This is a genomic window from Streptomyces sp. NBC_00631 (assembly GCF_045206895.1).
Taxonomy (GTDB): Bacteria; Actinomycetota; Actinomycetes; order Streptomycetales; family Streptomycetaceae; genus Streptomyces.
In genome coordinates this window covers 2,845,287-2,868,021 of sequence record NZ_CP107734.1, presented here as the reverse complement: position 1 = coordinate 2,868,021, position 22,735 = coordinate 2,845,287, and the positions used below count along the sequence as shown (strand labels likewise).

At 71.5% G+C, this 22,735-nt stretch carries 18 protein-coding genes; 7 read left to right on the top strand and 11 right to left on the bottom strand.

The window, feature by feature from the left end; genetic code table 11:
- Positions 1 to 37 precede the first annotated feature (37 nt).
- The 3 genes from OHB00_RS13140 to OHB00_RS13130 all read left to right on the top strand — a co-directional run bounded on the left by OHB00_RS13140 (position 38) and on the right by OHB00_RS13130 (position 3,757).
- Positions 38 to 1,486: an alkaline phosphatase PhoX gene (locus tag OHB00_RS13140; RefSeq protein ID WP_406434456.1), complete on the top strand. Its 1,449-nt coding sequence runs from the start codon at positions 38 to 40 to the stop codon at positions 1,484 to 1,486.
- A gap of 601 nt (positions 1,487 to 2,087) precedes the next feature.
- Positions 2,088 to 2,735 (top strand): GntR family transcriptional regulator, encoded by a 648-nt coding sequence (locus OHB00_RS13135; RefSeq protein ID WP_406434454.1) that lies wholly within the window; start codon positions 2,088 to 2,090, stop codon positions 2,733 to 2,735.
- Between the two features lie 14 nt (positions 2,736 to 2,749).
- Entirely contained in the window at positions 2,750 to 3,757 is a 1,008-nt protein-coding gene (locus OHB00_RS13130) for a 1-aminocyclopropane-1-carboxylate deaminase (RefSeq protein WP_406434452.1), read from the top strand.
- A 187-nt stretch (positions 3,758 to 3,944) separates the two neighbouring features.
- Here OHB00_RS13130 and OHB00_RS13125 read toward each other — a convergent pair whose 3' ends face one another.
- Entirely contained in the window at positions 3,945 to 5,393 is a 1,449-nt protein-coding gene (locus OHB00_RS13125) for an MFS transporter (protein WP_406434450.1), read from the bottom strand.
- A gap of 152 nt (positions 5,394 to 5,545) precedes the next feature.
- Between OHB00_RS13125 and OHB00_RS13120 the strand changes: the two genes are divergently transcribed.
- Entirely contained in the window at positions 5,546 to 6,112 is a 567-nt protein-coding gene (locus OHB00_RS13120) for a TetR/AcrR family transcriptional regulator (protein ID WP_406434448.1), read from the top strand.
- 34 nt (positions 6,113 to 6,146) lie between these two features.
- On the opposite strand, the gene OHB00_RS13115 is transcribed toward OHB00_RS13120, so the two are convergent.
- The 7 genes from OHB00_RS13115 to OHB00_RS13085 form a co-directional block, all read right to left on the bottom strand.
- Entirely contained in the window at positions 6,147 to 7,316 is a 1,170-nt protein-coding gene (locus OHB00_RS13115; RefSeq protein WP_406445755.1) for a TerD family protein, read from the bottom strand.
- Between the two features lie 72 nt (positions 7,317 to 7,388).
- Positions 7,389 to 8,378: a zinc-dependent alcohol dehydrogenase family protein gene (locus OHB00_RS13110; protein ID WP_406434446.1), complete on the bottom strand. Its 990-nt coding sequence runs from the start codon at positions 8,376 to 8,378 to the stop codon at positions 7,389 to 7,391.
- Complete coding sequence (locus OHB00_RS13105; RefSeq protein WP_406434444.1) at positions 8,375 to 9,211, bottom strand: carbohydrate ABC transporter permease; 837 nt, start codon at positions 9,209 to 9,211, stop codon at positions 8,375 to 8,377. Before OHB00_RS13105 ends, OHB00_RS13110 begins: the two co-directional genes overlap by 4 nt.
- Complete coding sequence (locus tag OHB00_RS13100; RefSeq protein ID WP_406434442.1) at positions 9,208 to 10,149, bottom strand: carbohydrate ABC transporter permease; 942 nt, start codon at positions 10,147 to 10,149, stop codon at positions 9,208 to 9,210. The genes OHB00_RS13105 and OHB00_RS13100 overlap by 4 nt, the downstream gene beginning before the upstream one ends.
- Complete coding sequence (locus tag OHB00_RS13095) at positions 10,146 to 11,516, bottom strand: ABC transporter substrate-binding protein (protein ID WP_406434440.1); 1,371 nt, start codon at positions 11,514 to 11,516, stop codon at positions 10,146 to 10,148. The genes OHB00_RS13100 and OHB00_RS13095 overlap by 4 nt, the downstream gene beginning before the upstream one ends.
- Positions 11,517 to 11,596: 80 nt before the next feature.
- The gene (locus OHB00_RS13090; RefSeq protein ID WP_181806415.1) at positions 11,597 to 12,367 is read right to left on the bottom strand and encodes a DeoR/GlpR family DNA-binding transcription regulator; all 771 of its coding nucleotides are present in this window, start codon (positions 12,365 to 12,367) and stop codon (positions 11,597 to 11,599) included.
- Between the two features lie 301 nt (positions 12,368 to 12,668).
- Complete coding sequence (locus tag OHB00_RS13085; RefSeq protein WP_406434438.1) at positions 12,669 to 13,478, bottom strand: NAD-dependent epimerase/dehydratase family protein; 810 nt, start codon at positions 13,476 to 13,478, stop codon at positions 12,669 to 12,671.
- A 240-nt stretch (positions 13,479 to 13,718) separates the two neighbouring features.
- Between OHB00_RS13085 and OHB00_RS13080 the strand changes: the two genes are divergently transcribed.
- Both OHB00_RS13080 and OHB00_RS13075 read left to right on the top strand, forming a co-directional pair.
- Complete coding sequence (locus OHB00_RS13080; RefSeq protein WP_406434436.1) at positions 13,719 to 14,660, top strand: 5-dehydro-4-deoxyglucarate dehydratase; 942 nt, start codon at positions 13,719 to 13,721, stop codon at positions 14,658 to 14,660.
- A 29-nt stretch (positions 14,661 to 14,689) separates the two neighbouring features.
- Positions 14,690 to 15,847 carry a hypothetical protein gene (locus OHB00_RS13075; RefSeq protein ID WP_406445753.1) on the top strand — a complete coding sequence of 386 codons (1,158 nt, stop codon included), beginning with the start codon at positions 14,690 to 14,692 and terminating at the stop codon, positions 15,845 to 15,847.
- Here OHB00_RS13075 and OHB00_RS13070 read toward each other — a convergent pair.
- The gene (locus OHB00_RS13070) at positions 15,790 to 17,028 is read right to left on the bottom strand and encodes an MFS transporter (protein ID WP_406434434.1); all 1,239 of its coding nucleotides are present in this window, start codon (positions 17,026 to 17,028) and stop codon (positions 15,790 to 15,792) included. The genes OHB00_RS13075 and OHB00_RS13070 overlap by 58 nt on opposite strands.
- Before the next feature lie 288 nt (positions 17,029 to 17,316).
- On the opposite strand from OHB00_RS13070, the gene OHB00_RS13065 reads away from it, so the two are divergent.
- Entirely contained in the window at positions 17,317 to 18,030 is a 714-nt protein-coding gene (locus tag OHB00_RS13065; RefSeq protein ID WP_406434432.1) for a peptide deformylase, read from the top strand.
- Here OHB00_RS13065 and OHB00_RS13060 read toward each other — a convergent pair.
- On the bottom strand, positions 18,012 to 18,353 hold the full coding sequence (locus OHB00_RS13060; protein ID WP_406434430.1) for a hypothetical protein: 342 nt from the start codon (positions 18,351 to 18,353) through the stop codon (positions 18,012 to 18,014). The genes OHB00_RS13065 and OHB00_RS13060 overlap by 19 nt on opposite strands.
- A gap of 6 nt (positions 18,354 to 18,359) precedes the next feature.
- Entirely contained in the window at positions 18,360 to 22,676 is a 4,317-nt protein-coding gene (locus OHB00_RS13055; protein WP_406434428.1) for an NACHT domain-containing protein, read from the bottom strand.
- Positions 22,677 to 22,735: the final 59 nt, after the last annotated feature.

The following is a 22,735-nucleotide window of genomic DNA, read 5'->3' as shown; positions in this document are numbered from 1 at the left end:
CCACCCTCCACGACACCCGACCGTCACAGGAGACACCATGTCGCTCACCCGCAGGGACTTCACAAGGAAATCCGCGATCACCGGTGCCGGTGTCGCGCTGGCGGGCAGCGTCGGCGCGCTCGCCACCGCCCCGAACGCGCTCGCCGCCACCGAGACCGAGGCGGCCGACGCGGCGCACGGGCACGCGCACGGCGGCGTCGGCTACGGGCCGTTGCTCCCCGACCCCGACGGCATCCTCGCGCTCCCCGCCGGCTTCAAGTACCGCGTCATCACGTACAGCGGGAAGACCCGGCTGGAATCGGGCGAGTTCACCCCCTCCAACCACGACGGCACCTCCACCTTCGACGGCCCCCGCGGCGCCACCCTCCTCGTCAACAACCACGAGCTGGCCGGCCCCCGCGCCAACTGGGCGTACCCGGTTCCGCTCACCGAGGGCCTCGTCTACGACCCGGCCGCCGCCGGTGGCTGCACCGTCGTCGAGGTCCGCCCCGGCGGGCACGTCGCCGAGTGGGTCGGCATCGCCGGCACCGCCACCAACTGCGCGGGCGGCAACACCCCCTGGGACACCTGGCTGACCTGTGAGGAGACCGAGGACAAGGCCGGCACCAACGGCTTCACCAAGGACCACGGCTACGTCTTCGAGGTCGACCCCGAGGACCGCCGGGCCAACCGCGACCCCAAGCCCGTCAAGGCGCTCGGCCGCTACGCCCACGAGGCCGTCGTCGTCGACCCGAAGCGCGGCCACCTCTACCTCACCGAGGACGCCTCCAACCCCAACGGCCTGCTCTACCGCTGGACCCCGCCCCAGCACTTCCACCACGGCCGCGGCAAGCTGCGCACCCTCGCCGACGACGCCGGCACCCTGCAGGCGTTCAAGTGCTTCGACTCCGGCGGCCAGTTCGTCGACGACCTCTCCCGCGCCACGAAGATCGGCACGGTCTACGGCGTGGACTGGGTGGACGTCCCGGACCGGGACGCGCGGACCACCTCCGTCCGCAAGCAGTTCACCACCGGCCAGGTCACCCGCGCCCGCAAGCTGGAGGGCATGTGGTGGGGCGACGGCGGCGTGTACATCGTCTCCTCGTACGCCCGTGCGGAGAGCCCCGTCCAGCACGACGGCTCGGTGTGGTTCTACGACCCCAAGCGCCGCACCCTCACCCTCAAGGTCCGCATCGGCGTCAACCCGGACCCGTCCGTGGAGGGCGACTTCGACGGCCCGGACAACATCACCGTCTCCCCGTACGGCGGTCTGGTCATCGCCGAGGACGGCGAGGGCCTCCAGCACCTGTTCGGCGCCACCGACAGCGGCCGCACCTACCCCATCGCCCGCAACGAGCTGAACATCGGCACCGCGGAGGAGCCCGAGTACAGCGAGTTCACCGGCGTCACCTTCTCGCCCGACGGCCGGACCCTGTACGCCAACATCCAGACTCCGGGCATCATGCTCGCGATCACCGGGCCCTGGAAGCGCCAGCAGCGCGCTTGAGGCATTGGGCCACTCAAACGAGTGACCCCCCTCCTGAGCTTCTAAAGTCGTCCCCGTATCGAAATAGTGTTGCTGTGTCGCGCTAAATTTCGATGAGGGGACGACGCAGACTGCTGGAGTCGTAGTGGCAGATGGCCTGCGGTGAAGAGCCGCTCAAGTACCTCTGTCACTCTGCCGTATCGATCGGTGAGGTGCTGCACCGTGTATGCGGTGGTCTCGTTTGAGTCCCTGAAGTACAGCTCGTTGCAGTTGCCCCGGGTTCTGGGCAACTGGGCGCCCAAGGCGTGTGGGTCGTCAGGCAACTGATGCGCAGCTCTGTTGACGGCTTGGCACAGAGTGGTGAGTTGTGGCGTGGAGAGGCTGGCGTCAGATCTTCGCCACTCGTCCAGGCTCTGGCTGTGCTGCCGCTCCCAGGCGCCTGCCGTCCACTTGATTTGGGCCTGTGCCGGGTCGTCAGCGGCGTTCATACGGCTTACCTCCTCAAGGGGCGTGACTCGCCCGATTGTGTCGCGGTCCCTCTGGGATGTCTGTGGTCACCGCCGGAAGCCGCCCTCTGCCTCACCCTTGTTTGCGAGGAAATTGATATCTAACATTTCAGTTCATGGAGGCCTTGCGACCCGTCGCCCGCACCCTGCTCCGCGACCGTGCGTACGCCGCGATCCGGGACGCCATCGTCGCCGGTGAGATCGAACCGGGCGCGGTGGTGCGCGACGCCGAGCTCGCCGAGCGGCTCGGGTTGTCCCGGGCGCCCGTGCGGGAGGCGTTCGCGCGGCTCGTCGACGAGGGGCTCCTGGAGAGCAAGCCGCAGAGCTACACCCGGGTCACACCGGTCGTGGCCGCTGACGTACGGGACGCGGCGGCCGTGGTCGGCGCCATGCACGAGCTGGTCACCCGGGCCGCCGTACCCCGGCTGCGGGACGCCGACCTGGATCTGATGCGGGCGTCCAACGTCCGGTTCGCCGCCGCCGTACAGGCCGGCGACGTGGACGGGGCCCTGCGCGCCGACGACGAGCTGCACGACGTACTGGTCCGGGTGGCCGGCAATCGCGCGGCCGCCGCCACCGTCGCCCGCTACACCCCGCTCATCCGGCGCCTGGAGCGCCGCCGCTTCGGCGAGGGCGGCTCCTGCCGCTCGGCCGGACTGCACGGGCGGCTGATCGCGGCCTGTGCCGCCGGTGACACGGAGGCGGCGGTCCGCGTCACGGCGGACATCTGGCGCAGCCTCGCAGACCTGGCCGACCCCGACTGACCCCAGGAGCTCCCATGTCCCTTTCCTCCTACGCCCGTTACCCCCTCCTCTTCGGCCCCTCGCCCGTGCATCCCCTGGAGCGACTCACCGCCCACCTCGGCGGTGCCGCGCTGTGGGCCAAGCGGGAGGACTGCAACTCCGGGATCGCGTACGGCGGGAACAAGACGCGCAAGCTGGAGTACCTGGTCGCGGACGCGCTCGCCAAGGGCTGCGACACCCTCGTCTCCATCGGCGGGGTGCAGTCCAACCACACCCGCCAGGTCGCCGCCGTCGCCGCCCGCGCCGGGCTCAAGTGCGTACTGGTGCAGGAGAGCTGGGTGGAGTGGCCGGACTCGGTGTACGACAAGGTCGGCAACATCCTCATCAGCAGGCTGGCCGGCGCCGACGTACGCCTGGTCCGCGCCGGGTTCGGCATCGGCTTCAAGGAGAGCTGGGAGCTGGCGCTGCGCGAGGTCGAGGAGGCCGGTGGCAAGCCGTACGCCATCCCGGCGGGCGCCTCCGACCATCCGCTCGGCGGCCTCGGCTTCGCGGGCTGGGCATACGAAGTCGCCGAGCAGGAACAGCAGCTGGGCGTCTTCTTCGACACGGTGATCGTCTGCTCGGTGACCGGGTCGACGCAGGCCGGCATGGTCGCGGGGTTCGCCGCACTGGCAGAGGCGGGCGGTCGCGAGCGCCGGGTCATCGGCATCGACGCCTCGGCCAAGCCGGCCGAGACCCGCGAGCAGGTGGCCCGGATCGCCCGGCGCACCGGCGAACTCATCGGGGTCAAGGGTGAGTTGACCGTGGAGCTGGACGACCGGTACCACGGCGGCATCTACGGCATCCCGGACGACACCACCCTGGCGGCGATGCGCCTCGCCGCCCGCACCGAGGGCATGGTCACCGACCCGGTGTACGAGGGGAAGTCGATGGCGGGGATGGTGGACCTGGTGGAGCGGGGCGAGATCGCCGCCGACTCCACGGTCCTCTACGCCCACCTGGGCGGCCAGCCTGCGCTGAACGCGTACAGCGCCTTGTTCTAGACGGCTCGCTGAACATCCGGGCGGTGTGCGCCGGTTGTCGACTGCGGCGCCGTCGTGGCTGGTCGCGCAGTTCCTCCCCCAGCCTTCGGCCGGGCGTACCCCCAGCGCCCCGTCAGGAGCGCGGGGAGCTGCGCGACCCGCCTCCATGTACCGGCAGTTGGCGCACGGCCCCCCGGGACGCGTACCGTCACGCTTCCTGCTTCCGTGGCGCCGTGATCACGACCCCCGCCACCAGCAGCGCGGCCAACGCGACCAGCGACCCGATGCCGAAGGCGCGGGCCGCGCCGTGGGTGAGGATGTCGGCCGGTGTGCCCGTCGCGTGCCGGGTCGCCATGCCGTACACCGTGACCAGGACCGCGAGTCCGAGGGTGCCGCCCAGCCACTGCAGTGTCTGCAGCAGACCGGACGCGGCACCCGCCTCCCGCGGCCCGATGCGGGCCAGGATGGTCGCGTTGAGCGGCATGAAGCTCAGCCCCACGCCCGTGCCGAGCAGCAGCAGCGGACCGAGCAGCCCGGTGGCGTAGCCGTCGCCGGGCCGCAGTCGCCACAGCCAGCCGTCGGCGGCGACGAGCAGGGAGATGCCGGTCAGCAGCACCGGCTTGGTCCCGAAGCGGGCCAGCAGTTTCGGCAGCAGGCGCACCATCGTGAACATGGCCAGGGTCATGGGCAGGAACGCGAACCCGGCGCGCAACGGGCTGTACTGCAGGACCTGCTGGCAGACGAGGGTGAGGAAGTAGAAGGCACCGAACATGCCGGCGGGCAGCAGCATGATGGTGAGATAGCCGCCCGCCCGGTCCCGGTCGGCGAACAGCCGCAGCGGCATGATCGGCTGGAGGGCCCGGGACTCGACCAGGGCGAAGCCGGACAGGAGCGCGACGGCGCAGCTGAACCCGAGCAGGGACCGGGTGTCGGTCCAGCCCTGCTCCGAGACCCGGATGAACGCGTACACCAGCGAGGTCGTCCCGGCCGTCCCGGTCAGCGCGCCCGCGAGGTCGAAGCGGCCCGCGTGGCGCGGGGTCTCGGCGACGAACCGGGGCAGGGCCAGGAACAGGGCGATGCCGATGGGCACGTTGATGAGCAGGGCCCAGCGCCAGGAGGCCCACGACGTGAGCATGCCGCCGAGGACCAGGCCGACGGAGCCGCCGATGCCCGCCATGGAGGAGTAGACGCTCAGGGCGCGGTGCCTGCGCGGGCCCTGGGGGAAGTTGGTGGTGATCAGGGCCAGGGTGCTGGGCGCGATCAGCGCGGCGCCGACGCCCTGCAGCGCGCGTGCCGCCAGCAGCCAGCCGCCCTCCGCGGCGACCCCGCCGAGCAGTGAGGCCAGCGCGAAGAGCAGCGCTCCGGCACCGAGCGTCCGACGGCGGCCGACGATGTCGCCGACCCGCCCGCCGAGCAGTAACAGACCGCCGAACGCGAGGGTGTAGGCGTTGAGCACCCAGGACAGGCCGGTACGGCTGAACCCCAGGCCCTGCTGGATGTCGGGCAGCGCGACGTTGACGACGGTGGAGTCGACGCCCACCATCATGTAGGCGGCGACGATGACAAGGAGGGCGGAGCCGAGCCTGGCGGGGTGCGGGGTGCCCGGCGGGGCGTCGGCGGCGGTGGACGGGGCGGGCGGGCTGGACGGGGCGGACATGAGGTTCTCCCGGTCTGTGCGTCCCCGGCGCGGGCATGGAGAAGTACGGGCAGGCGGACTGCCCGTGGAGCGCACGGCGGTAAGTGGGGACTGTCTCCGTTTAGTCTCCGATAAGATACGGAGAGAGTCCCCGGTTCGCAAGGAGTAACTGGATGACGCAGGTCAGGCCCATGCGTGCGGACGCTCGGCGCAACTACGAGCGGCTGCTGGCGGTCGCCGTCGAGGCCTTTTCCGAGCAGGGGGAGAACGCGTCGCTGGACGACATCGCCAAACGGGCGGGCGTCGGCTCCGGCACGCTCTACCGGCACTTCCCGACCCGGCAGGCGCTGCTGGAGGCCGCGTTCGTGGACCGGCTGGAAGGGCTGGCGGCGAAGGCCGACGAGTTCGCCGCGGAGCTGCCACCGGGCGCGGCGCTGACGGAGTGGCTGAACGAACTGTGCGTCGCCACCATCCAGGTGCGCGGTCTGAAGGCCCTGCTGGGCTCGGCCGTCACGGACGGCAGTTCGGCCACGGTCGCGGCCTGCGGAACGACGGTCCGCGGCGCGGCGACCCGCCTGGTGGACGCGGCCAAGAAGGAAGGCACCCTGCGTCCCGACATCGAGCCGATCGAGGTCCTGCGCCTCGCGCACGGACTGGCCACGGCCTCGGAACTGGCCAACGGGCAGGGCAGGGAGATCCGGCGCTATCTGGCACTGCTCACGGAGGGGCTGCGGCCGTAGCGCCCACGGCCGCACGCCCGTCGCGGAGCCGGCGTCAGAGCGCCTCCGCCCCCGGCTTCACCATGTTCCGTACCGTGCGGGCCTTCACGAACGAGCCGATCGCCGTCATGTCCCACTCCCCGGAGAACTGCCGGACCAGTTTCGCCATCATCACGCCCGTCTGCGCCTCGGCGCTCGTGAGGTCGAAGCGGACCAGCTCCTCGCCGCTCGCGGCGTCCAGCAGCCGGCAGTAGGCCTTGGCGACCTCGGTGAACTTCTGGCCGGAGAACGAGTTGACCGTGAAGACCAGGCCGGTGACCTCCGGGGGGATCCGGCCGAGGTCGACCACGATCACCTCGTCGTCGCCGCCGCCCTCGCCCGTGAGGTTGTCGCCGGAGTGCTTGATCGCGCCGTTCAGGATGGACAGCTTGCCGAAGTAGCAGCTGTCGACGTGGTCGCGCTGCGGGCCGTAGGCGATGACCGAGGCGTCCAGGTCGATGTCCTTGCCACGGAACGCCGGCTCCCAGCCCAGGCCCATCTTGACCTGGGAGAGCAGCGGACTGCCGCCCTTGACCAGGGACACGGTCTGGTTCTTCTGGAGGCTGACCCTGCCCTTGTCGAGGTTGATCTTCCCGGTGCCCGGGGCCGGCGGCGCGGGCGGGGCCGGGGGAGCCGCCGGCGGCGCGGGCTGGGGTGCGGACCGGGCGACGGGGGCGGCCGGGGCGGGCGTCGGCTCCTCCACCGTCACGCCGAAGTCCGTCGCGATCCCGGCCAGCCCGTCGGCGTACCCCTGGCCCACCGCGCGGGCCTTCCACGCGCCGCCCCGCAGGTAGATCTCGACGACCACCAGGGCCGTCTCCGTGCCCAGCTGCGGCGGCGTGAACGTGGCCAGCACCGAGCCGTCGTCCGCGTTGCGGATCGTCGCCGTCGGCTCGACGCCCTGGAAGGTCTGGCCGGCCGCGTCGGGGCTCGCGGTGACCACGATCTTCTCGATCCCGGGCGGCACGACGGCCGTGTCGACGATGATCGCGTCCGGGGACGTACCGCCGCCGGAGCGGTACGTCACACCCGGCCCGTTCGGCTGGTTGTAGAAGATGAAGTCGTCGTCGGAGCGCACCTTGCCGTCGCCCGTGAGCAGCAGGCCCGAAACGTCGAGCCGCACCGGGGCGGCGACGTCCACCGCCACCCGGGGAGCGGGGAGAGGGATGTTCGAGCCAGGGGTCATAGCTGTCATGCCCCAATGAACGCACAACACCGCTTTACCGTTCCCTTACCCGGGGACGGGCCCCCGATCGGCTCAGGGGACCACCACGATCTTCCGTCCCACCCCCGCCGCGAACTGCTCCAGCGCCTGCGGATAGCTGTCCAGCGGCAGCCGGTCGCTGATGAAGACGTCCGGGTCCAGCACCCCGTTCGCGAACAGCTCCGCCGCCCGCTCGTAGCTGTGCAGCACGGCCATGGAGCCGGTGATGGTGATCTCCTGGTTGTAGATGCGGTACGGATCGATCGTCACCCGCGTCGCGTAGTCGGCGACCCCGAACTGGAGGAACGTGCCCGCCTTGGCGACCCGCTCCAGACCGTCCTGGATCGCCGCCGCGTTGCCGGTCGCGTCGATCACCACGTCCCAGCCCTGCGGCCGGTCCAGCTCGTCGGCGCCCGCGGCGGAGCCGGAGACACCGAGCCGCCGCGCGGTCTCCAGGCGGGCCGGGTTCAGGTCCACCACGTCCACGCTCGCCGCGCCGGTCCGCTTGGCGAGCTCCAGCATCATCAGGCCCATGGTCCCGGAGCCGTAGATCAGCACATGCGCGCCCAGCCGGGACCGGAGGATGTCGTAGCCGCGCACCGCGCACGACAGGGGCTCGACCAGGGCCGCGTCCTGGGTGCGGACGTGCTCGGGGAGCCTGACGCAGTTGGCGGCCGGGGCCACCGCGTACTGGGCGGCCCCGCCCGGCACGGTCACGCCGATCGCGGCCCACCGCTCGCACAGGTTGTTGTGGCCGCCTCGGCACTGCCGGCACTCGTGGCAGTACAGGGACGGGTCGACCGCGACCTGGTCGCCGATCGCCACCTCGGTCACCTGGGAGCCGACGCCGACCACCTCGCCGGCGAACTCGTGGCCCGGCACGATCGGCAGCTTGGGGGCGAACTCGCCCTGGAGGATGTGCAGATCGGTACCGCACAGACCGCAGGCGGCCACCTCCACGACGACCTCCCGGGGGCCGGGTGCCGGGTCGGGGACCTCGGTGACGACGGCGCGGCCCACGGACTCGATGACGGCGGCCTTCATTTCACGGCTCCCAAGGACAGGCCCTGGACGAGTTTGTCCTGGGCGGCGAACCCCGCGGCGAGCACCGGCAGGGAGACGACGAGCGACGCGGCGCACACCTTCGCCAGGAACAGGCCCTGGCTGGTGATGAAGCCGGTCAGGAAGACAGGGGCGGTCTCGGCGACGACACCCGTCAGCACGCGGGCGAAGAGCAGTTCGTTCCAGCTGAAGATGAAGCAGATCAGGGCGGTCGCGGCGATGCCCGGCAGGGAGATCGGGGCGACCACGCGCGCGAGGATCGTCGGCAGCCGGGCGCCGTCCACCCGCGCGGCCTCGATGACCGCGACCGGGACCTCGGCGAGGAAGGACTGCATCATCCACACCGCGATCGGCAAGTTCATGGAGGTGTAAAGGATGACCAGGAGCCAGATGTTGTCGAGCATCCCGGCGTTCTTGGCGAACAGGTAGATCGGCAGCAGGCCCGCCACGGCCGGCAGCATCTTCGTGGAGAGGAAGAAGAACAGGACGTCCGTCCACTTCCGCACCCGGCGGATCGACAGCGCGTAGGCCGCGGGGAAGGACAGGAGGAGGACGAAGAGCGTCGAGGCCACCGACGCCATCGTCGAGTTGATCAGGGCGGGCCACGGGCTCGCCCCGCCGCCGACGCCGAAGAACTCGCGGTAGCCGTCCAGGGTGAGGGCGGCGGTGAAGGACGGCGGGTTGGTCGCCGCGTCCGACTCGGAGTGGAAGGACGTCAGCGCCATCCAGGCGATGGGCAGGAAGAACACGATCCCGGTCAGCCACGCGACCAGCCCGAGTCCGCCTCGCCGTACGACCGTCAGGGCGGGGTTCATGCGCGGGACACCTCCTCGCGGAACAGGGACGACACCACACGCAGGGCGAAGGTCGCGATGATGATCGAGCCGATGACCACCACGACGCCCGCGGCCGACGCGAGGCCGTTCTCGTGCGCCTGGTAGAAGCTCTGGTAGACGGTGTAGGGGAGGTTGGCGGTGCCCAGGCCCCCGGAGGTGATCGTGAAGACCGCGTCGAAGTTCTGCACGATGTAGATCGAGCCCAGCAGGCCGCCGAGTTCGAGGTACCGGCGCAGGTGCGGGAGGGTCAGGTAGCGGAAGATCTGCCAGTCGCTCGCGCCGTCCACCCGGGCCGCCTCCAGCTGCTGCTGGTCGCGGCTCTGCAGGCCGGCCAGCAGGATCAGCATCATGAACGGCGTCCACTGCCACACCAGGGCGGCCTCCACCGCGAGCAGCGGGGTGTCGGAGATCCAGTCCGGCTGCGGACCGCCGACGTAGTGCAACAGGCCGTTGAGCAGGCCGTATTCGGGGTTGTAGAGAACGTGCTTCCACAGCAGCGCCGCCGCGACCGGGACGATCAGGAACGGGGCGATCATCATCGTGCGGACCACGCCGCGGCCCCGGAACCTCCGGTTCAGCAGCAGCGCGACCCCGAGCCCCAGGACCAGGCTGACCAGCACCACGGTCACCGTCAGCAGGACCGTCGTCCACACCGAGTGGCGCAGATCCGGGTCGGTCAGGACCTGGCGGTAGTTGTCGATGCCGGTGAAGTGGCGGTCCTTCGGATACAGGGCGTTCCAGTCGAAGAACGAGATCACCACGGTCGCCACGAACGGCAGCTGGGTCACCACGATCATGAAGACCAGCGCGGGCAGCAGCGGGGCCCGGGTGGCCCAGGCCCGCAGACGGTCGGAGGGCGGCCGGGGCGCCGGCCGCGCGGTGGCGGCGGCGACCCGGGCAGAGGCGGTGGCGGTCATGATCCCTCGTACTTCTTGCCGACGGCCTCGGCGAGCTTCTGGGCCTTCTTCAGCGCGTCGTCCACGGACTGCTGGCCGGCGACGGCGGAGCTGATCTCCTGGGAGACCTTGGTGCCCAGGTCGGTGAACTCGGGGATGTCGACGAACTGGATGCCGGGCGCGGGCCGCGGCTGCACGCCCGGGTCGTTTGGCCTGGCGCTGGCGATGGCGTCCCGGGTGACGTCCGCGAAGGCGGCCGCCTCCTTGCGGTACTGCGGGATGTCGTACGTCGAGGTGCGCTTGCCGGCCGGCACGTTGGCCCAGCCCGCCTTCTCGCCGACGAGCTTCTCGTAGTCCTTGCCCGACGCCCACGAGATGAACTTCCAGGCGTCGCCGGGGTTCTTGGACGCCTTCTGGATGCCCCACGCCCAGGTGTAGAGCCAGCCGGAGCTGTCGGTCTTCTCGACCGGCGCCGGGACGTATCCGATCTTGCCCTTGACCGGGGAGCCGGCGGCCTCCAGGGAGCCCGCGCCGGAGGTGGCGTCGTACCACATCGCGGTCTTGCCCTGCGTCATGTCGTTCAGGCACTCGGCGAACCCGGACTGGGCGGCGCCCGACTCGCCGTGCTTGCGGACCAGATCGACGTAGAACTGCGTGGCCTGCTTGAACGCGGGGGCGTCCAGCTGGGCCTTCCAGTCCTTGTCGAACCAGGTGCCGCCGAAGGTGTTGACGACCGTGGTCAGCGGGGCCAGCATCTCGCCCCAGCCGGGCAGCCCGCGCAGACAGATGCCCTTCATGCCCGACTCGGCGCCGTCCGCCTTGGCGGCCAGGTCGGCGACCTGCTGCCAGGTGGGACGGGCCGGCATGGTCAGCCCCTTCTTCTGGAAGACGTCCTTGCGGTACATCAGGAAGGACGACTCGCCGTAGAAGGGCTCGCCGTAGAGCTTGCCGTCCGCCGCGGTGAGGGCCTGCCGCATCGGCTTGAGGATGTCCTGCTGGTCGAAGGCGGTGTCCTTCCTGACGTACGAGTCCATCGGCTCCAGCCAGCCGTTCTTGGCGTAGATCGGGATCTCGTAGTTGGAGAGGGTCGCGACGTCGTACTGGCCGGCCTGGTTGGCGAAGTCCTGGCTGATCTTGTCCCGGACGTCGTTCTCGGGAAGGACGGTGAAGTTCACCTTGATCCCGGTGTCCTTGGTGAAGTTGGCCTTGGTGAGCTTCTGCAACTCGACCATCTGCGGGTTGTTCACCATCAGGACGTTGATGGAGTGGGCGGAGGAACCGCCGCCCGCGCCGGCGCCCGAGCAGCCGGCGAGCAGCGGGGTGATCAGCGTTCCTGCGGCGGCCACCGCAAACAGGGCGCGGGGCGTTCGTCGGCTCTGGGTTCGCATGAGGTGCTCCTGGAGAACTTATGCGGATATAACGGATTCACGCGGGCGTGGTGTGCTGATCGGAGACGGTGTCCGGGGTGTCAGACGCGGATGACCTGCGGGCCCTGGAGCGAGTAGCGGTGGGCCTCGGAGGCGGGCAGCAGGGTGCTGGTGACGATGGCTTCCAGCTCGCCTATCTCCGCGAACCGGCAGAAGCTGACCGCCCCGAACTTGGTGTGCACGCCCGCGAAGACCGTGCGGCGCGCGGCCCGGATCGCCTGCGCCTTCACCTCGCTGACGGCCGGGTCGGGGGTGGTGAGGCCGTGTTCGCGGGTGATGCCGTTGGCACCGATGTAGGCGAGGTCGATGACGAAGCCGGCGAGCATCTTCGTCGTCCAGTGGTCGACCGTGGCGAGGGTGCCGGAGCGGACCCGGCCGCCGAGCAGCAGTACGGACACGTTCTCGGCCTCGGCGAGCGCGCCCGCCACCGGCAGGGACGCGGTGACCACGGTCAGCGGCCGGTCCCCGGGCAGCGCCTCGGCGATCAGCTGGGGGGTGAAGCCCTCGTCGACGAAGACGGTCTCGGCGTCGCCCAGCAGCTCGGCGGCGGCGGACGCGATCCGGCGCTTCTCCGGGACATGGCTGGTCGACCGGAAGGCGAGCGTGGTCTCGAAACCGGCGCTCTCCACCGGGTAGGCGCCGCCGTGGGTGCGCCGCACCAGCCCGTGGTCCTCCAGGGCGCGCAGATCGCGCCGGATGGTCTCCTTGGCCACGCCCAGCTCGGCGGCGAGCGCGGTGACGTCCACGGAGCCGGTGGTCCGGGCGGCCCGCACGATCTCGCGCTGGCGCTCTTCCGCCGTCCTGGTGCTCATGCCCTCACCCACTTCCCTGTGGAGCTGCCCGTTCGGGCCATGGGGGAAGTTGTACCTCCGGCGCACGACGCTGACCAGGCCTGTTGCCGGTCCGATGCTGCCCGGATGTGCCCGATTGCGCGGCGGCGTGCCCGTCTCGGACCTGGGGCGCTGCTGTGGGCCACGTGAGATCGGGCATGATCCGTGCCCGAACACGACGGCGGGCGGGCCCGTTCGGTGCCCGCCCGCCGTCGTGAGCGATCGTTTTCGGTACGGCCGTCGGTGTCGGTCCGGCCGTGGAGCCCGCCCTCGGTGCGGCCGTTCAGTACGGCCAGATCGGCGGGTCGTCGACGAAGCGGCCGCCGAGGTGGGTGTGGGCCGGCTTCTCCGGGTCCAGCTCGCCGTGCTCGGCGATCAGCTTGGCGGCGAACTGCTCGGAGTCGTCCTGCGGCTCGTAGCCGAGCGCCCGCGCGGTGGTCAGGTCCCACCACAGCCTCGTGTTGGCGGAGGAGCCGTAGACGACGGTGTGGCCGACCTCCTCGGCGGTCAGGGCCGCGTGGAAGAGGCGGGCGCCGTCGGCGGGGCTCATCCACACCGAGAGCATCCGCACGTCGGCCGGCTCCGCGAAGCAGGAGCCGATGCGGACGGAGACCGTCTCCAGGCCGTGCTTGTCCCAGTAGAGCTGGGCGAGGTCCTCGCCGAACGACTTGGACAGGCCGTAGAAGGTGTCCGGGCGGCGCGGGGTGTCGATCGGGACGAGGGGGTCACCGGCCTGCGGGGCCGGGGTGAAGCCGACGGCGTGGTTGGAGGAGGCGAAGACGACGCGCGGCACGCCGGCCTCGCGGGCGGCCTCGTACAGGTTGTAGGTGCCCTCGATGTTCGAGCGGAGGATCTTCTCGAAGGGGGCCTCCAGGGAGATCCCCGCGAGGTGGAGGACCGCGTCCACGCCCCGCACCGCTGCCCGCACCGCGTCCTGGTCGCCGAGGTCGGCGGTGATGGCGTCCGGTTCGCCCTCGATCGGGCGCACGTCGAACAGGCGCAGCTCGTAGCCGTACTCCGGGAGCAGGGACCGCATCAGGGTGCCGAGTCCGCCGGCGGCACCGGTGAGCAGTAGCGTGCGGGGAGTGGGCATCCACGGTCTCCTTGGATCAGCGCCGGTCGCGTCCGTGTATGGCATTCACATTCATGGACACGCTAGGGAGCTGGGGCGTACGGAGTCAAGTGTGCCGTGGGGTGCGGTAATCCGTCTGCGTGTTGCCCGTTTCCCGGCTTGACCGGCGGCAATGAGGCCTCGTAACGTGGTCGCGTTCATGAATATGGACACCGATCAGAGACATGCACTTATAAAGGCATGCATCGACAGGGAGCGCCCGTGACGCCAGCCCCTCTCGCCGCCCGGCTCCGCGACCCGCGCGGGCCGCTCTTCTTCCCCGTCACCGCCTACGGCCCCGACGGCTCCCTCGACCTCGACGCCTACCGCGAGCACGTCCGCCGGGGCGTCGAGGCCGGCGCCGCCGCGGTGTTCGCCTGCTGCGGCACGGGGGAGTTCCACGCGCTGCTGCCGGAGGAGTTCGAAGCCTGCGTGGGCGCGGCCGTGGCGGCGGCCGACGAACGGGTACCGGTGGTCGCCGGCGCCGGCTACGGCACCGCGCTCGCCGTCCGCTACGCGCGTCTCGCCGAGGCCGCGGGCGCCGACGGCCTCCTCGCCATGCCGCCCTACCTGGTGGTCGCCGGCCAGGAGGGCCTGCTGCGGCACTACCGGGAGGTGGCGGCGGCCACCGGCCTCCCCGTGATCGTCTACCAGCGCGACAACGCCGTGTTCACCCCGCCCACGGTCGTCGAACTCGCCCGCACCGAGGGCGTCATCGGCTTCAAGGACGGCCTCGGCGACCTGGACCTCATGCAGCGCATCGTCAGCGCCGTGCGTACCGAGGTCCCCGGCGGCTTCCTCTACTTCAACGGCCTGCCCACCGCCGAACAGACCCAGCTCGCCTACCGGGCCATCGGCATCGACCTCTACTCCTCCGCCGTCTTCTGCTTCGTCCCCGAGATCGCCCTCGCCTTCCACACGGCCCTGCGCGAGGGGGACCGGGCGACGGCGGACCGCCTGCTCGACGGCTTCTACCGCCCGTTCGTCGAACTCCGCGCCCAGGGCCGGGGATACGCCGTCTCGCTCGTCAAGGCCGGGGTACGGCTGCGCGGCCTGGACGTCGGCGAGGTCCGCCCCCCGCTGCACGAACCGGCCGAGGACCATGTGAAGCAGCTCGCCCAGCTGATCGAGCGCGGGTACGCACTGCTGGAGGAGGACGCGTGACGCCGTCGGGAGGAACCGGGGCGGGGCGCCTGCGGAGGTCGGCCTTCGTCTACCCCTGGGACGTCAACGGGGACCCCGAGGCCCCGGACCGCATCGCCGCGCTCGGCGTCGACCAGGTGACCCTGGCATCCGCCTACCACTCCACCCGCGCGCTGACCCCCCGCCACCCCCGCCACCGCATCGTCACGGCCGAACACGCGGCCGTCTACTACCCGGTGGACGACCGCTGGACGGACCGCGAGCTGCGCCCCTACCCGGCCGGCGACTGGGCCCGCGGCGACGCCTACGGCGAGGCGGCGAAAGCCCTGCGCGGCGCCGGACTCGACGTCCACACCTGGGTGATCCTCGCCCACAACTCCCGCCTGGGCGCCGACCGCCCGGACACCTCGGTCGTCAACGCCTACGGCGACCGCTACCCCTGGGCACCCTGCATCGCCCAGCCCGCCACGCGCGCGTACCTCGCCGACCTCGCCGCCGAGGCCGCCGTGCGCCCCGGCGCGGCCGGCACCGAACTGGAGTCCCTCGGCTGGTACGGCCTCCAGCACCTGCACGCCCACGACAAGACGGCCGGGGTCGGCCTCGGGGACGCCGGCCAGTACCTGATGGCGCTCTGCTTCTGCCCGGCCTGCCGGACCGGGTACGGCGAACAGGGCCTGGACACCGACGAACTGGCCGCCGCCGTCCGGGAGGCGCTGGAGCCGCTGTGGCGGGGCACCGGCGACGACGCCGGCTGGCCGACGGTGGAGAAGCTGCTCGGCGAGCCGGTGGCGGCGGCCACGCGCGCGTGGCGCGACGGGCAGGCCCGCACGCTCCAGGAGACAGCCGTGGCCGCCGTACGCGCCGCGGCGCCCGCGGGCTTCCAGGTCCTCCTCCACGCCGACCCGGTGACGTACCACTGCGGAGCCAACGCCGGAGTGGACCCGGCCTGGATCCTGTCCGTCGCGGACGGCGTCGTGGTGCCCTGCGCGGGCGGTACGGCCCTGCTGACACCCTTCGCCGAGCACGCACGCGGGGACACGGTCCTCGCCGCCAACTTCACGGTGGTCTCCGGGATGGGCGGCAGCCCCGGGACCCTCGCGGCGGACGCGGAGCGGGCCCGCGCCCGCGGCGCGACCGAACTGCGGCTGTATCACGCCGGGTTGGCGTCCGACGGGGACCTGGCCGCGGTGCGGGAGGCGTTGCGCTGAGCCAGTGACCGGGCAGTGACCAGGAGTGCGCCACCGAAGACCGGCAACAGCAGCCGGTGGTCGACGAGTTCGACGAGAGCGGCCCCGGCGGCCAGTCCGAGCACGTTCGGTGTGAACATCAGCGTGTCGGCCGTCGCGGTCGCCCGCCCCAGCGCGGCGGCCGGGATCGCGCGCTGTACGGCGGTGTGGGCGGCGATCAGCACACAGGGGAGGCCGAGACCGCCGGCGAGACTGCAGGCGAGCAGTGCCATGTCGCACGGCACCGCACGGCCGGCCACCGCCACCCCGGTCAGCGCGATCCCGTACGCCGCGAACCGCCGCTCCCCGAGCCGCCGCAGCGCGGTCCCCGAGACCAGCCCGACGCCGACCGAGCCGACGCCCTGGACGGCGTACATCACCCCCGTGTAGGCGGGGGAGTGGCCGAGGGCGGCCACGACGGCGTAGTTCAGGCTGCTGCCGAGCGAGGCGAGGCACATCGTGACGCCGCCGGCCCGGACCAGCGGCCGCAGGGCCGGGTGCGCCCACAGCAGCCGGACCCCCTCGGCGGACTGCCGCCGCCAGGTGCCGGGAGCCCGCGCGGGCCACTCGGGCCGCTCCTCCCGTACCCGGAGCAGCGCGCACAGCCCGGCCGCCAGCACGAAGGTGCAGGCGTCCAGCAGCGCCACGCTCGGCCCGCCGTACGCCGTGTACAGCGCGGCGCCGGTCAGCGGGGCGACCAGCTTCATGCCCTCGCGCGCGGTCATCCGCAGCCCGTTGAAGTCACCGAGGAGCGCCGGGTCGACGGCGGCGACGACCAGGGCGGAGGTGGCCGCGTCCTCGACGACGCCCGCCGCGCCGTACAGGACGAGGACGGCGAAGAGCAGCCACACGGAGGCGGGGGAGGCGACCGTCCACAGGGGCAGCAGGAGGAGGGCGAGGCCGAGGTTCGTGAGGATCACCAGGGGTCTGCGGCGGACGCGGTCGGCGAGCGTGCCGAGGACGGGGCCGAGGAGGGTGGGGGCCCAGAGCGCGGCGGTGCACAGGGCGGCGAGGCCGTCGGAGCCGGTGAGGTCCTTGACCCAGACACCGGACACCAGCCAGAGCGCGGAGGTGCCGAAGCCGGACACCACGACGCCGGTGAGGTACAGGACGGCGTTGCGGTCGCGCAGCAGGCGGACCACGGCCCAGGAGGAGGTCGTCATGCCTGGTCATGGTGGGTCTAAGGCGGGGGTACGGGGATCGGGCAGATGCCTTACAACGGCCACCGGAACGAGGTGAGTACTCCCGTGGTCAGCGTGGTCGTAGAGCACGGTGCACGAGCTGGAAGGGCCTGGCGGCCTACGGCGACGCGCCGCCCGACCGTGCCCCTGCCGCTACGATTCCGGCAGGGGGCAGGTATGGGAAACGGGCGGCGTGGTCAGGAGGCGCCGTGTCCGCGGCGCTGGGGCGGCGGCCCGTGCAAAGCTGTCAACCAGTACTGGATCTTCGCGGTGAGCGGCGCTCTGCTCGACCACCGCGCCACCTGCGCGTGCGGTCGGAGGATCGCCACCGCCAACAGACGCATCGCTCATGCCCGGGCACTGCTCGCCACGCCCTCCGCGCCCGGCGTGGCGGCGGCCACGAGCGAGCCGCCGGCGGAGTTGTGGCCCGCCGACCGGGTGGAGGGTGTCGGTAGGATCGGCTGCGTTCCGGTGGGAACCCCGGTGCTGCACGCCCCCACCCGGCATTTCTCCGGACCGGTTGACCTGCTACGACCGCTCACGGAGCGGATGGTGACCACCCTGGGCCGGGCGGGTGGCATCGGGCTGGCGGCGAATCAGGTGGGCGCCGACGTGCGGGTACTGGTGCACGGCCTCGCCGACCGGGCCCCCGGTGTGCTGGTGAACGCGGAACTCCTGTCGAGCGAGGGGTGGTACCACCACCGGGAGGGGTGCCTGTCGCTCAACCTGCCGGGCTCGCGGGCCGTCGTGGGCCGGCCGCGCAAGGTCCTGGTGCGTGCCCTGACCCCGACGGGTCACCGGGTGCTGATCCAGGCCGGGGACGATCTGGCCCGCGTGCTCCAGCACGAGATCGACCACCTCGACGGCATCGAGTACGTGCAGCGGCTCACGGGCTCCGAGGCGGACCGGGTGTACAAGGCGATGGAGGCGGCGGGCCTGGACGTGGACGTCATGCCGCCCACGCCTTATTCCGCGGCGCCCTGAGCCTTGGCGTTCCGCGGGAGCCGCTGTATCTCGCCGATGGCCCTGGCGGTCTCCATGATGTACACCGTCTCGATGTAGGGGCGGGCGGCGATGAGGTCCTCAAGGACGAGTCGGCCCTGGCGGGAGGCGCGCTGGAGCTCCTCGGCAGGGACGAGAGCCCTGAGCTTGTGCAGGAAGCGCTCGTCCCGGTAGGAGATGCTCTGGCGTACCAGCTCGTTCTCGATCGGCAGGTTCATCAGCTCGAAGAGCACGTAGAGTCGCAATTCGACTTGCTGGGCGAGCAGGCAGCGGACCTCGGCGGGCGAGGGCAGCAGTTCGTCCACGTCCGTCTACCTCTCTTCGGGAGATTGTTCACGCGGGTAGTGCAAGCGGTGGCGCCGCTCCCACTCTTCGACGGCATCGGGCAGGTCCAGTTGGAATGCGGCTCTTCTGGAAAGTTCGATGATGTAACCCAACGAGTCGGGATACTCACGCAGTTGCCGGGGGTCGTCCATCTCCCACAGATACGGGTTGCCGGTGTCCCGGATGCCGCGCTGGTAGTAGTCCTCGCCGAGGGCGAGCACCGCTCGGGCGTCGCCCTTCACGGAGTGCAGGAGCATGCGGTTGGCGACATTGACGCCGAACGGCTGCACGAAGAGGGTGGCCGCGCGTTCCAGGGTCTCCATCGCCGTGTCCGGATCGTCCGGCATCTGACAGAAGCCCAGGTTGTTGACGAGGGCGGGGTGCGTGGGCTCCTCCAGGACGGCGGCGGCGTAGATCTCGGCGGCGGTCGTGGAGCGTCCCTGGTACAGCAGTCGGGCCGCCATCCGCAGCAGTGTGTCGGTCCAGCGGGGCGCCCCGCCCTGGCCGGGCGAGGACAGGCCGGGGTCGGGCCAGCGGTCCGCGAGCGCGGCGGCCCGCCGGTCGGCCAGGCCGATGGCGCTCGTGATCCGCTCCGTGACGAGCGACGAATTCCGGAAGTGCGTGAGGGCGGTCAGCAGAGCTGATGTCCGCCTGCATCCGGCCCACGAAATCACCGACTCGAAGGCGTCCTCCCCGAGGAGGCCCGCACAGTAGCCGAGGCCGGCCGCCTCGGCGTCGACGGCCAGGACGTACGGCGGGAGCAGGCCGAGTTGCTCCCTTACCTGTGCGTACTGGGCTGCTGCCGCCGCCCGCCAGGCGTTGAGCAGGATGGAGGCGATCGTGTTCACCTTGCGGGAGGCGAGGTACGTGGACACCTTACGGAAGGCGCTGTGCACCCCCTGGGGGCTGCCGCTCGCCGCGAACAGCGTCGCGTACACCTCCGGTGCAGGGAGCCCGAGTTCGCCCTGGCGTGCCCCGATGGAGGCGAGTGCGAGGGTCGCCGCCTCGTCCAGGTCACCTGCCAGCAGCGCAGCCTCGGCGCGCGCGTCCAGGTAGCCGAACTCCAGGCTCGGCCGGGTGATGCCCACCTCGGTGTGGCGGCCCGGCCAGCGGGCTCGCAGCCGGGCCAGGGTGAAGGACGCGGCAGAGTGACGCAGCGCGGCCACCAGACGCTTCTCCACCGTGGGCGCCATGGCCGGCTGGGCGTCGATCCAGCTGGTGGCCTCGGTCGTGGTGACAGCGTGCGTGAGCGACGCGGCGAGTTCGCGGACGGCCCCCTCACGGGGAATCGTCCTGCGCAGATCGCGCAGCAGCTGGTACTGGGACTGCATGGGCGTGGAGGCGGTGAGTGCCTTTTCCAGGCTCGGTGTCTCCTGCTCCGAGGCCGGCGGCGGCGCGGCGTCCTGCCCGTGCGCGGGTGGCTCGGGCGCCTCGCCCTCCAGCGCGGTGGCGGCACGGTACTTGGCGAGGGCGTCGGTTGCGCTGCCGCCGAAGAGGCCGGACGCGATGTCGTCGGCGAGGCGGTCGCCGAGCGGCGCAGGCAGGCGCACGGTCTCCAGCACCAGGAAGTCCACGACGAGGGCGGTGGCGGAGGCGTTGAACTGGCTCGTGAACTCGTTCCAGAGCGCCGCTGCGACCAGCTCCTCGGTACCGAGCACGAGTTGCGCCATGCGCCACCGCAGTTGGGCCGGCTGGCCCGAATTGAGGAGGAAGCGCGCGCAGGTGGCCGTCAAGGGGTCGGTGGCGACCGCGGCCCGGACCGCCTCGACAGCCCGGGCGCAGGTGTCCACGATGTCGTCGGACGGCAGAGCTTCGGCCAGTGCCGCCACGGACTCCTCGGTCGCTCCGTCGACGCTCAGGAGGAGCGCGCGGCAGTAGGCGTCCTGCACCTCCAGGCGGCCGGCCTGTACTTCGGCGATGAGCGGCCGGCCGGTCTCGCCGCGTACCACCCGCTCCGCGAGCGACCAGCGGCAGGGCCGGGACTCCTCGTCGGACTGCTGAAGGAGACGGCGGGCGAGATCGTCGTGGCCGAACAGGCGCAGGGCGGAGAACGCGGCGCACGCGCGCACGGCCGGGGCAGCCCCGGGATCGTCCGCGAGGTCGCCGAGTAGTCGCAGGGCGTGCGCCGAGCCTGTCTCGGCCAGGGACTCGACGGCCGCCTCGCGCTCGCCGATGGTGAAGTCGCCGTCGCGCGCGCAGCTCGTCAGGGTGTCGAGTGACTGCGCGGAAGCCCCGCCGGCGATGGCGGTCAGCGCGGCGGTGATCACCCGGCTGGGTGCGGCGGGATGCACGAGGTCCCGCAGGAGCTGGGCGGTCTCGGGGTCCTGGAGCCCAGCCAGGAGCTGGGCGCTGCGGTTGCGGTCGATGGGATCGAGCGAGTCGAGCATGACGAGGAGTTCGTCGCGTACCCGGCTGCGGTGCCCGGGGCTGGCAGCGGCGGCCGACACGGCGAGCACCCGGCCCGCGGTGAACCGGGCCGCGTTCAACGGGTCGTCGTCATAGTGGTGTTGGAGGGCGAGGAGCAGCGGGTCGGGGTCGGCGACGAGGGCACCCACGTAGCCGATGACGGGCTCCCACTCCGGCTGGGACCAGACGCGCCAGACGTGGTCGGCCCAACTGCCGTCCGCCGCCAGTGCATCGGCGATCAGGTAGTCGCGGATGGCGCTGTGCAGGAATTCCAGGCTCTGTGCGTGGTCGCCGAGCGCCTTGCGGACGATGCCAGTGGCGACCAGGTCCTCCACGACCGTGTCGCAGGTGGTGATGCGCCCGAGGTCGGCCCAGGCGGACGTGGCCCCGAGCGCATCCTCCACGGTGGATACCGGGACAGTGTCCAGCAGCCCCCGCTCGTCGTGGAACAGGGCGGCGGCGTTCTTGAGGACCTCCAGCCGCAGCCGCACCTTCTCGCTGCCCTCGCTCACCTGGTCGTAACGGTCCTCGTCGCTGGCGAGGCGGAGCAGGGCGCGGTACCAGAGGTCGTGCTCGCTCTGCGGTGGGGTGGCGGCGCCGCCGGCCGCCGTGCAGAAGAGGGCAAGGAGCAGAGGGGTGCGCAGGAACTCCAGACGACGTTCGCGGATGAGCCGCTGGATGCGCCGGGCGGTCCCCGGTGCCTCGGCGAACCAGTTCTGCACGAACTGGAGTTGCTCGCGCTCGGCGAAGGGCTGGATCATGCAGGTGGTGGTCTGGCGGGCGAACCGCCGCTGCGGGACGGAGGCCGGACGGCTGGTGAGCACCAGGTTGCCGCTGCGCGGCGAGAGCAGTTCCGTGATCCTGTCCAGCCGCTGAGCCAACAGCGGTTTCTCGTCGCGGAGTTCGTCATAGCCGTCGATGAGGAGTTCCACCGCCGCGCGTTCCTGCAGCAGGTGGCGGACCAGGTCCACGCAGCGGTCGTCGGCGGCCACCTCGTCGGGCATGGCGGCCGCGATCAGGTCGGGCAGCGGGGCGCGGCGGCTGTCGCGGCGGTCCTCGGCCAGCACCTCCTCCAGCTTCGGCGCGAGGACCAGTACGGGGATCGGGGAGTCCTGCACCCGCTCGGCGCGCTGTCGGGCCAGTTCGAGGCAGCGGGAGCGCACTGCCCAGCTCTTGCCCGAGCCGGCCTCGCCGACCAGCAGGATGTGCCGGAACTGCCGGATCGCGATGCGCCAGGGCATCCGCAGCGGGGCGGCGTAGGAGTCCTGCGGTCCTTTGACAGGCGTCTCGGCCCCGCTGCCCTCGGCGGGCGCGGGCGCCCGGTCGTCGTCGCGCTGCGGCGGGTGCACGGTGACCCGCTGGAGGACGTCGGTGAAGCGCAGGCCCTCGGGGAACCAGCCGGGCGACTGTTCGCAGTGGCGGGTCAGCCGGTCCAGGTAGGCGCGCACGTCCACGTCGGACCAGGGGTGGTCGCCCTCCCGGTCGCGCAACAGCCAGTCGGCCAGCAGCGACGCCGTGTCGCCCATCCAGCGCGTGGCGGTGGTGGGGTGCGGGCGCCTGCCCTCGTCGATCTGCTTGACAGCCTGCGCCGCGGACATGCCGGCGAGGACGCAGCGCAGGACGGTTCCCTGATCGGGTGTGATCGCGAGTTCCGCTGCCACCTCGTGCGAACTGCCCGGAAGGGTGTGGCGCAGCCGGGAGCGGACGCTGTCCACGGCCCACTTGGCCTCGGACTCGCGGGAGATGGACCCCAGTTTGGCCAACGTGCGTTGGAAAAAAGGCAGTTGTCGGCACGCGGTGAGTGCGGCGCAGAGCTGGTCGTGAGGGGCGGTGCGCTTGCGCAGGACCGCCTCCATGACGACCACCAGATCGTCGTGCATGTCTGTCATGTCTGCCATGTCTGTCCCGTCCCCCATGAACGCCAGGGTAGCGACGCGCCGCTCCCCGTGATGCGCAA

Excerpts from the sequence above, each read along its gene's own strand:
- OHB00_RS13140 (WP_406434456.1), top strand. The coding sequence starts at position 38 with ATGTCGCTCACCCGCAGGGACTTCACAAGGAAATCCGCGATCACCGGT.
- OHB00_RS13135 (WP_406434454.1), top strand. The coding sequence starts at position 2,088 with ATGGAGGCCTTGCGACCCGTCGCCCGCACCCTGCTCCGCGACCGTGCG.
- OHB00_RS13130 (WP_406434452.1), top strand. The coding sequence starts at position 2,750 with ATGTCCCTTTCCTCCTACGCCCGTTACCCCCTCCTCTTCGGCCCCTCG.
- OHB00_RS13125 (WP_406434450.1), bottom strand. The coding sequence starts at position 5,393 with ATGTCCGCCCCGTCCAGCCCGCCCGCCCCGTCCACCGCCGCCGACGCC.
- OHB00_RS13120 (WP_406434448.1), top strand. The coding sequence starts at position 5,546 with ATGACGCAGGTCAGGCCCATGCGTGCGGACGCTCGGCGCAACTACGAG.
- OHB00_RS13115 (WP_406445755.1), bottom strand. The coding sequence starts at position 7,316 with ATGACCCCTGGCTCGAACATCCCTCTCCCCGCTCCCCGGGTGGCGGTG.
- OHB00_RS13110 (WP_406434446.1), bottom strand. The coding sequence starts at position 8,378 with ATGAAGGCCGCCGTCATCGAGTCCGTGGGCCGCGCCGTCGTCACCGAG.
- OHB00_RS13105 (WP_406434444.1), bottom strand. The coding sequence starts at position 9,211 with ATGAACCCCGCCCTGACGGTCGTACGGCGAGGCGGACTCGGGCTGGTC.
- OHB00_RS13100 (WP_406434442.1), bottom strand. The coding sequence starts at position 10,149 with ATGACCGCCACCGCCTCTGCCCGGGTCGCCGCCGCCACCGCGCGGCCG.
- OHB00_RS13095 (WP_406434440.1), bottom strand. The coding sequence starts at position 11,516 with ATGCGAACCCAGAGCCGACGAACGCCCCGCGCCCTGTTTGCGGTGGCC.
- OHB00_RS13090 (WP_181806415.1), bottom strand. The coding sequence starts at position 12,367 with ATGAGCACCAGGACGGCGGAAGAGCGCCAGCGCGAGATCGTGCGGGCC.
- OHB00_RS13085 (WP_406434438.1), bottom strand. The coding sequence starts at position 13,478 with ATGCCCACTCCCCGCACGCTACTGCTCACCGGTGCCGCCGGCGGACTC.
- OHB00_RS13070 (WP_406434434.1), bottom strand. The coding sequence starts at position 17,028 with ATGACGACCTCCTCCTGGGCCGTGGTCCGCCTGCTGCGCGACCGCAAC.
- OHB00_RS13055 (WP_406434428.1), bottom strand. The coding sequence starts at position 22,676 with ATGGCAGACATGACAGACATGCACGACGATCTGGTGGTCGTCATGGAG.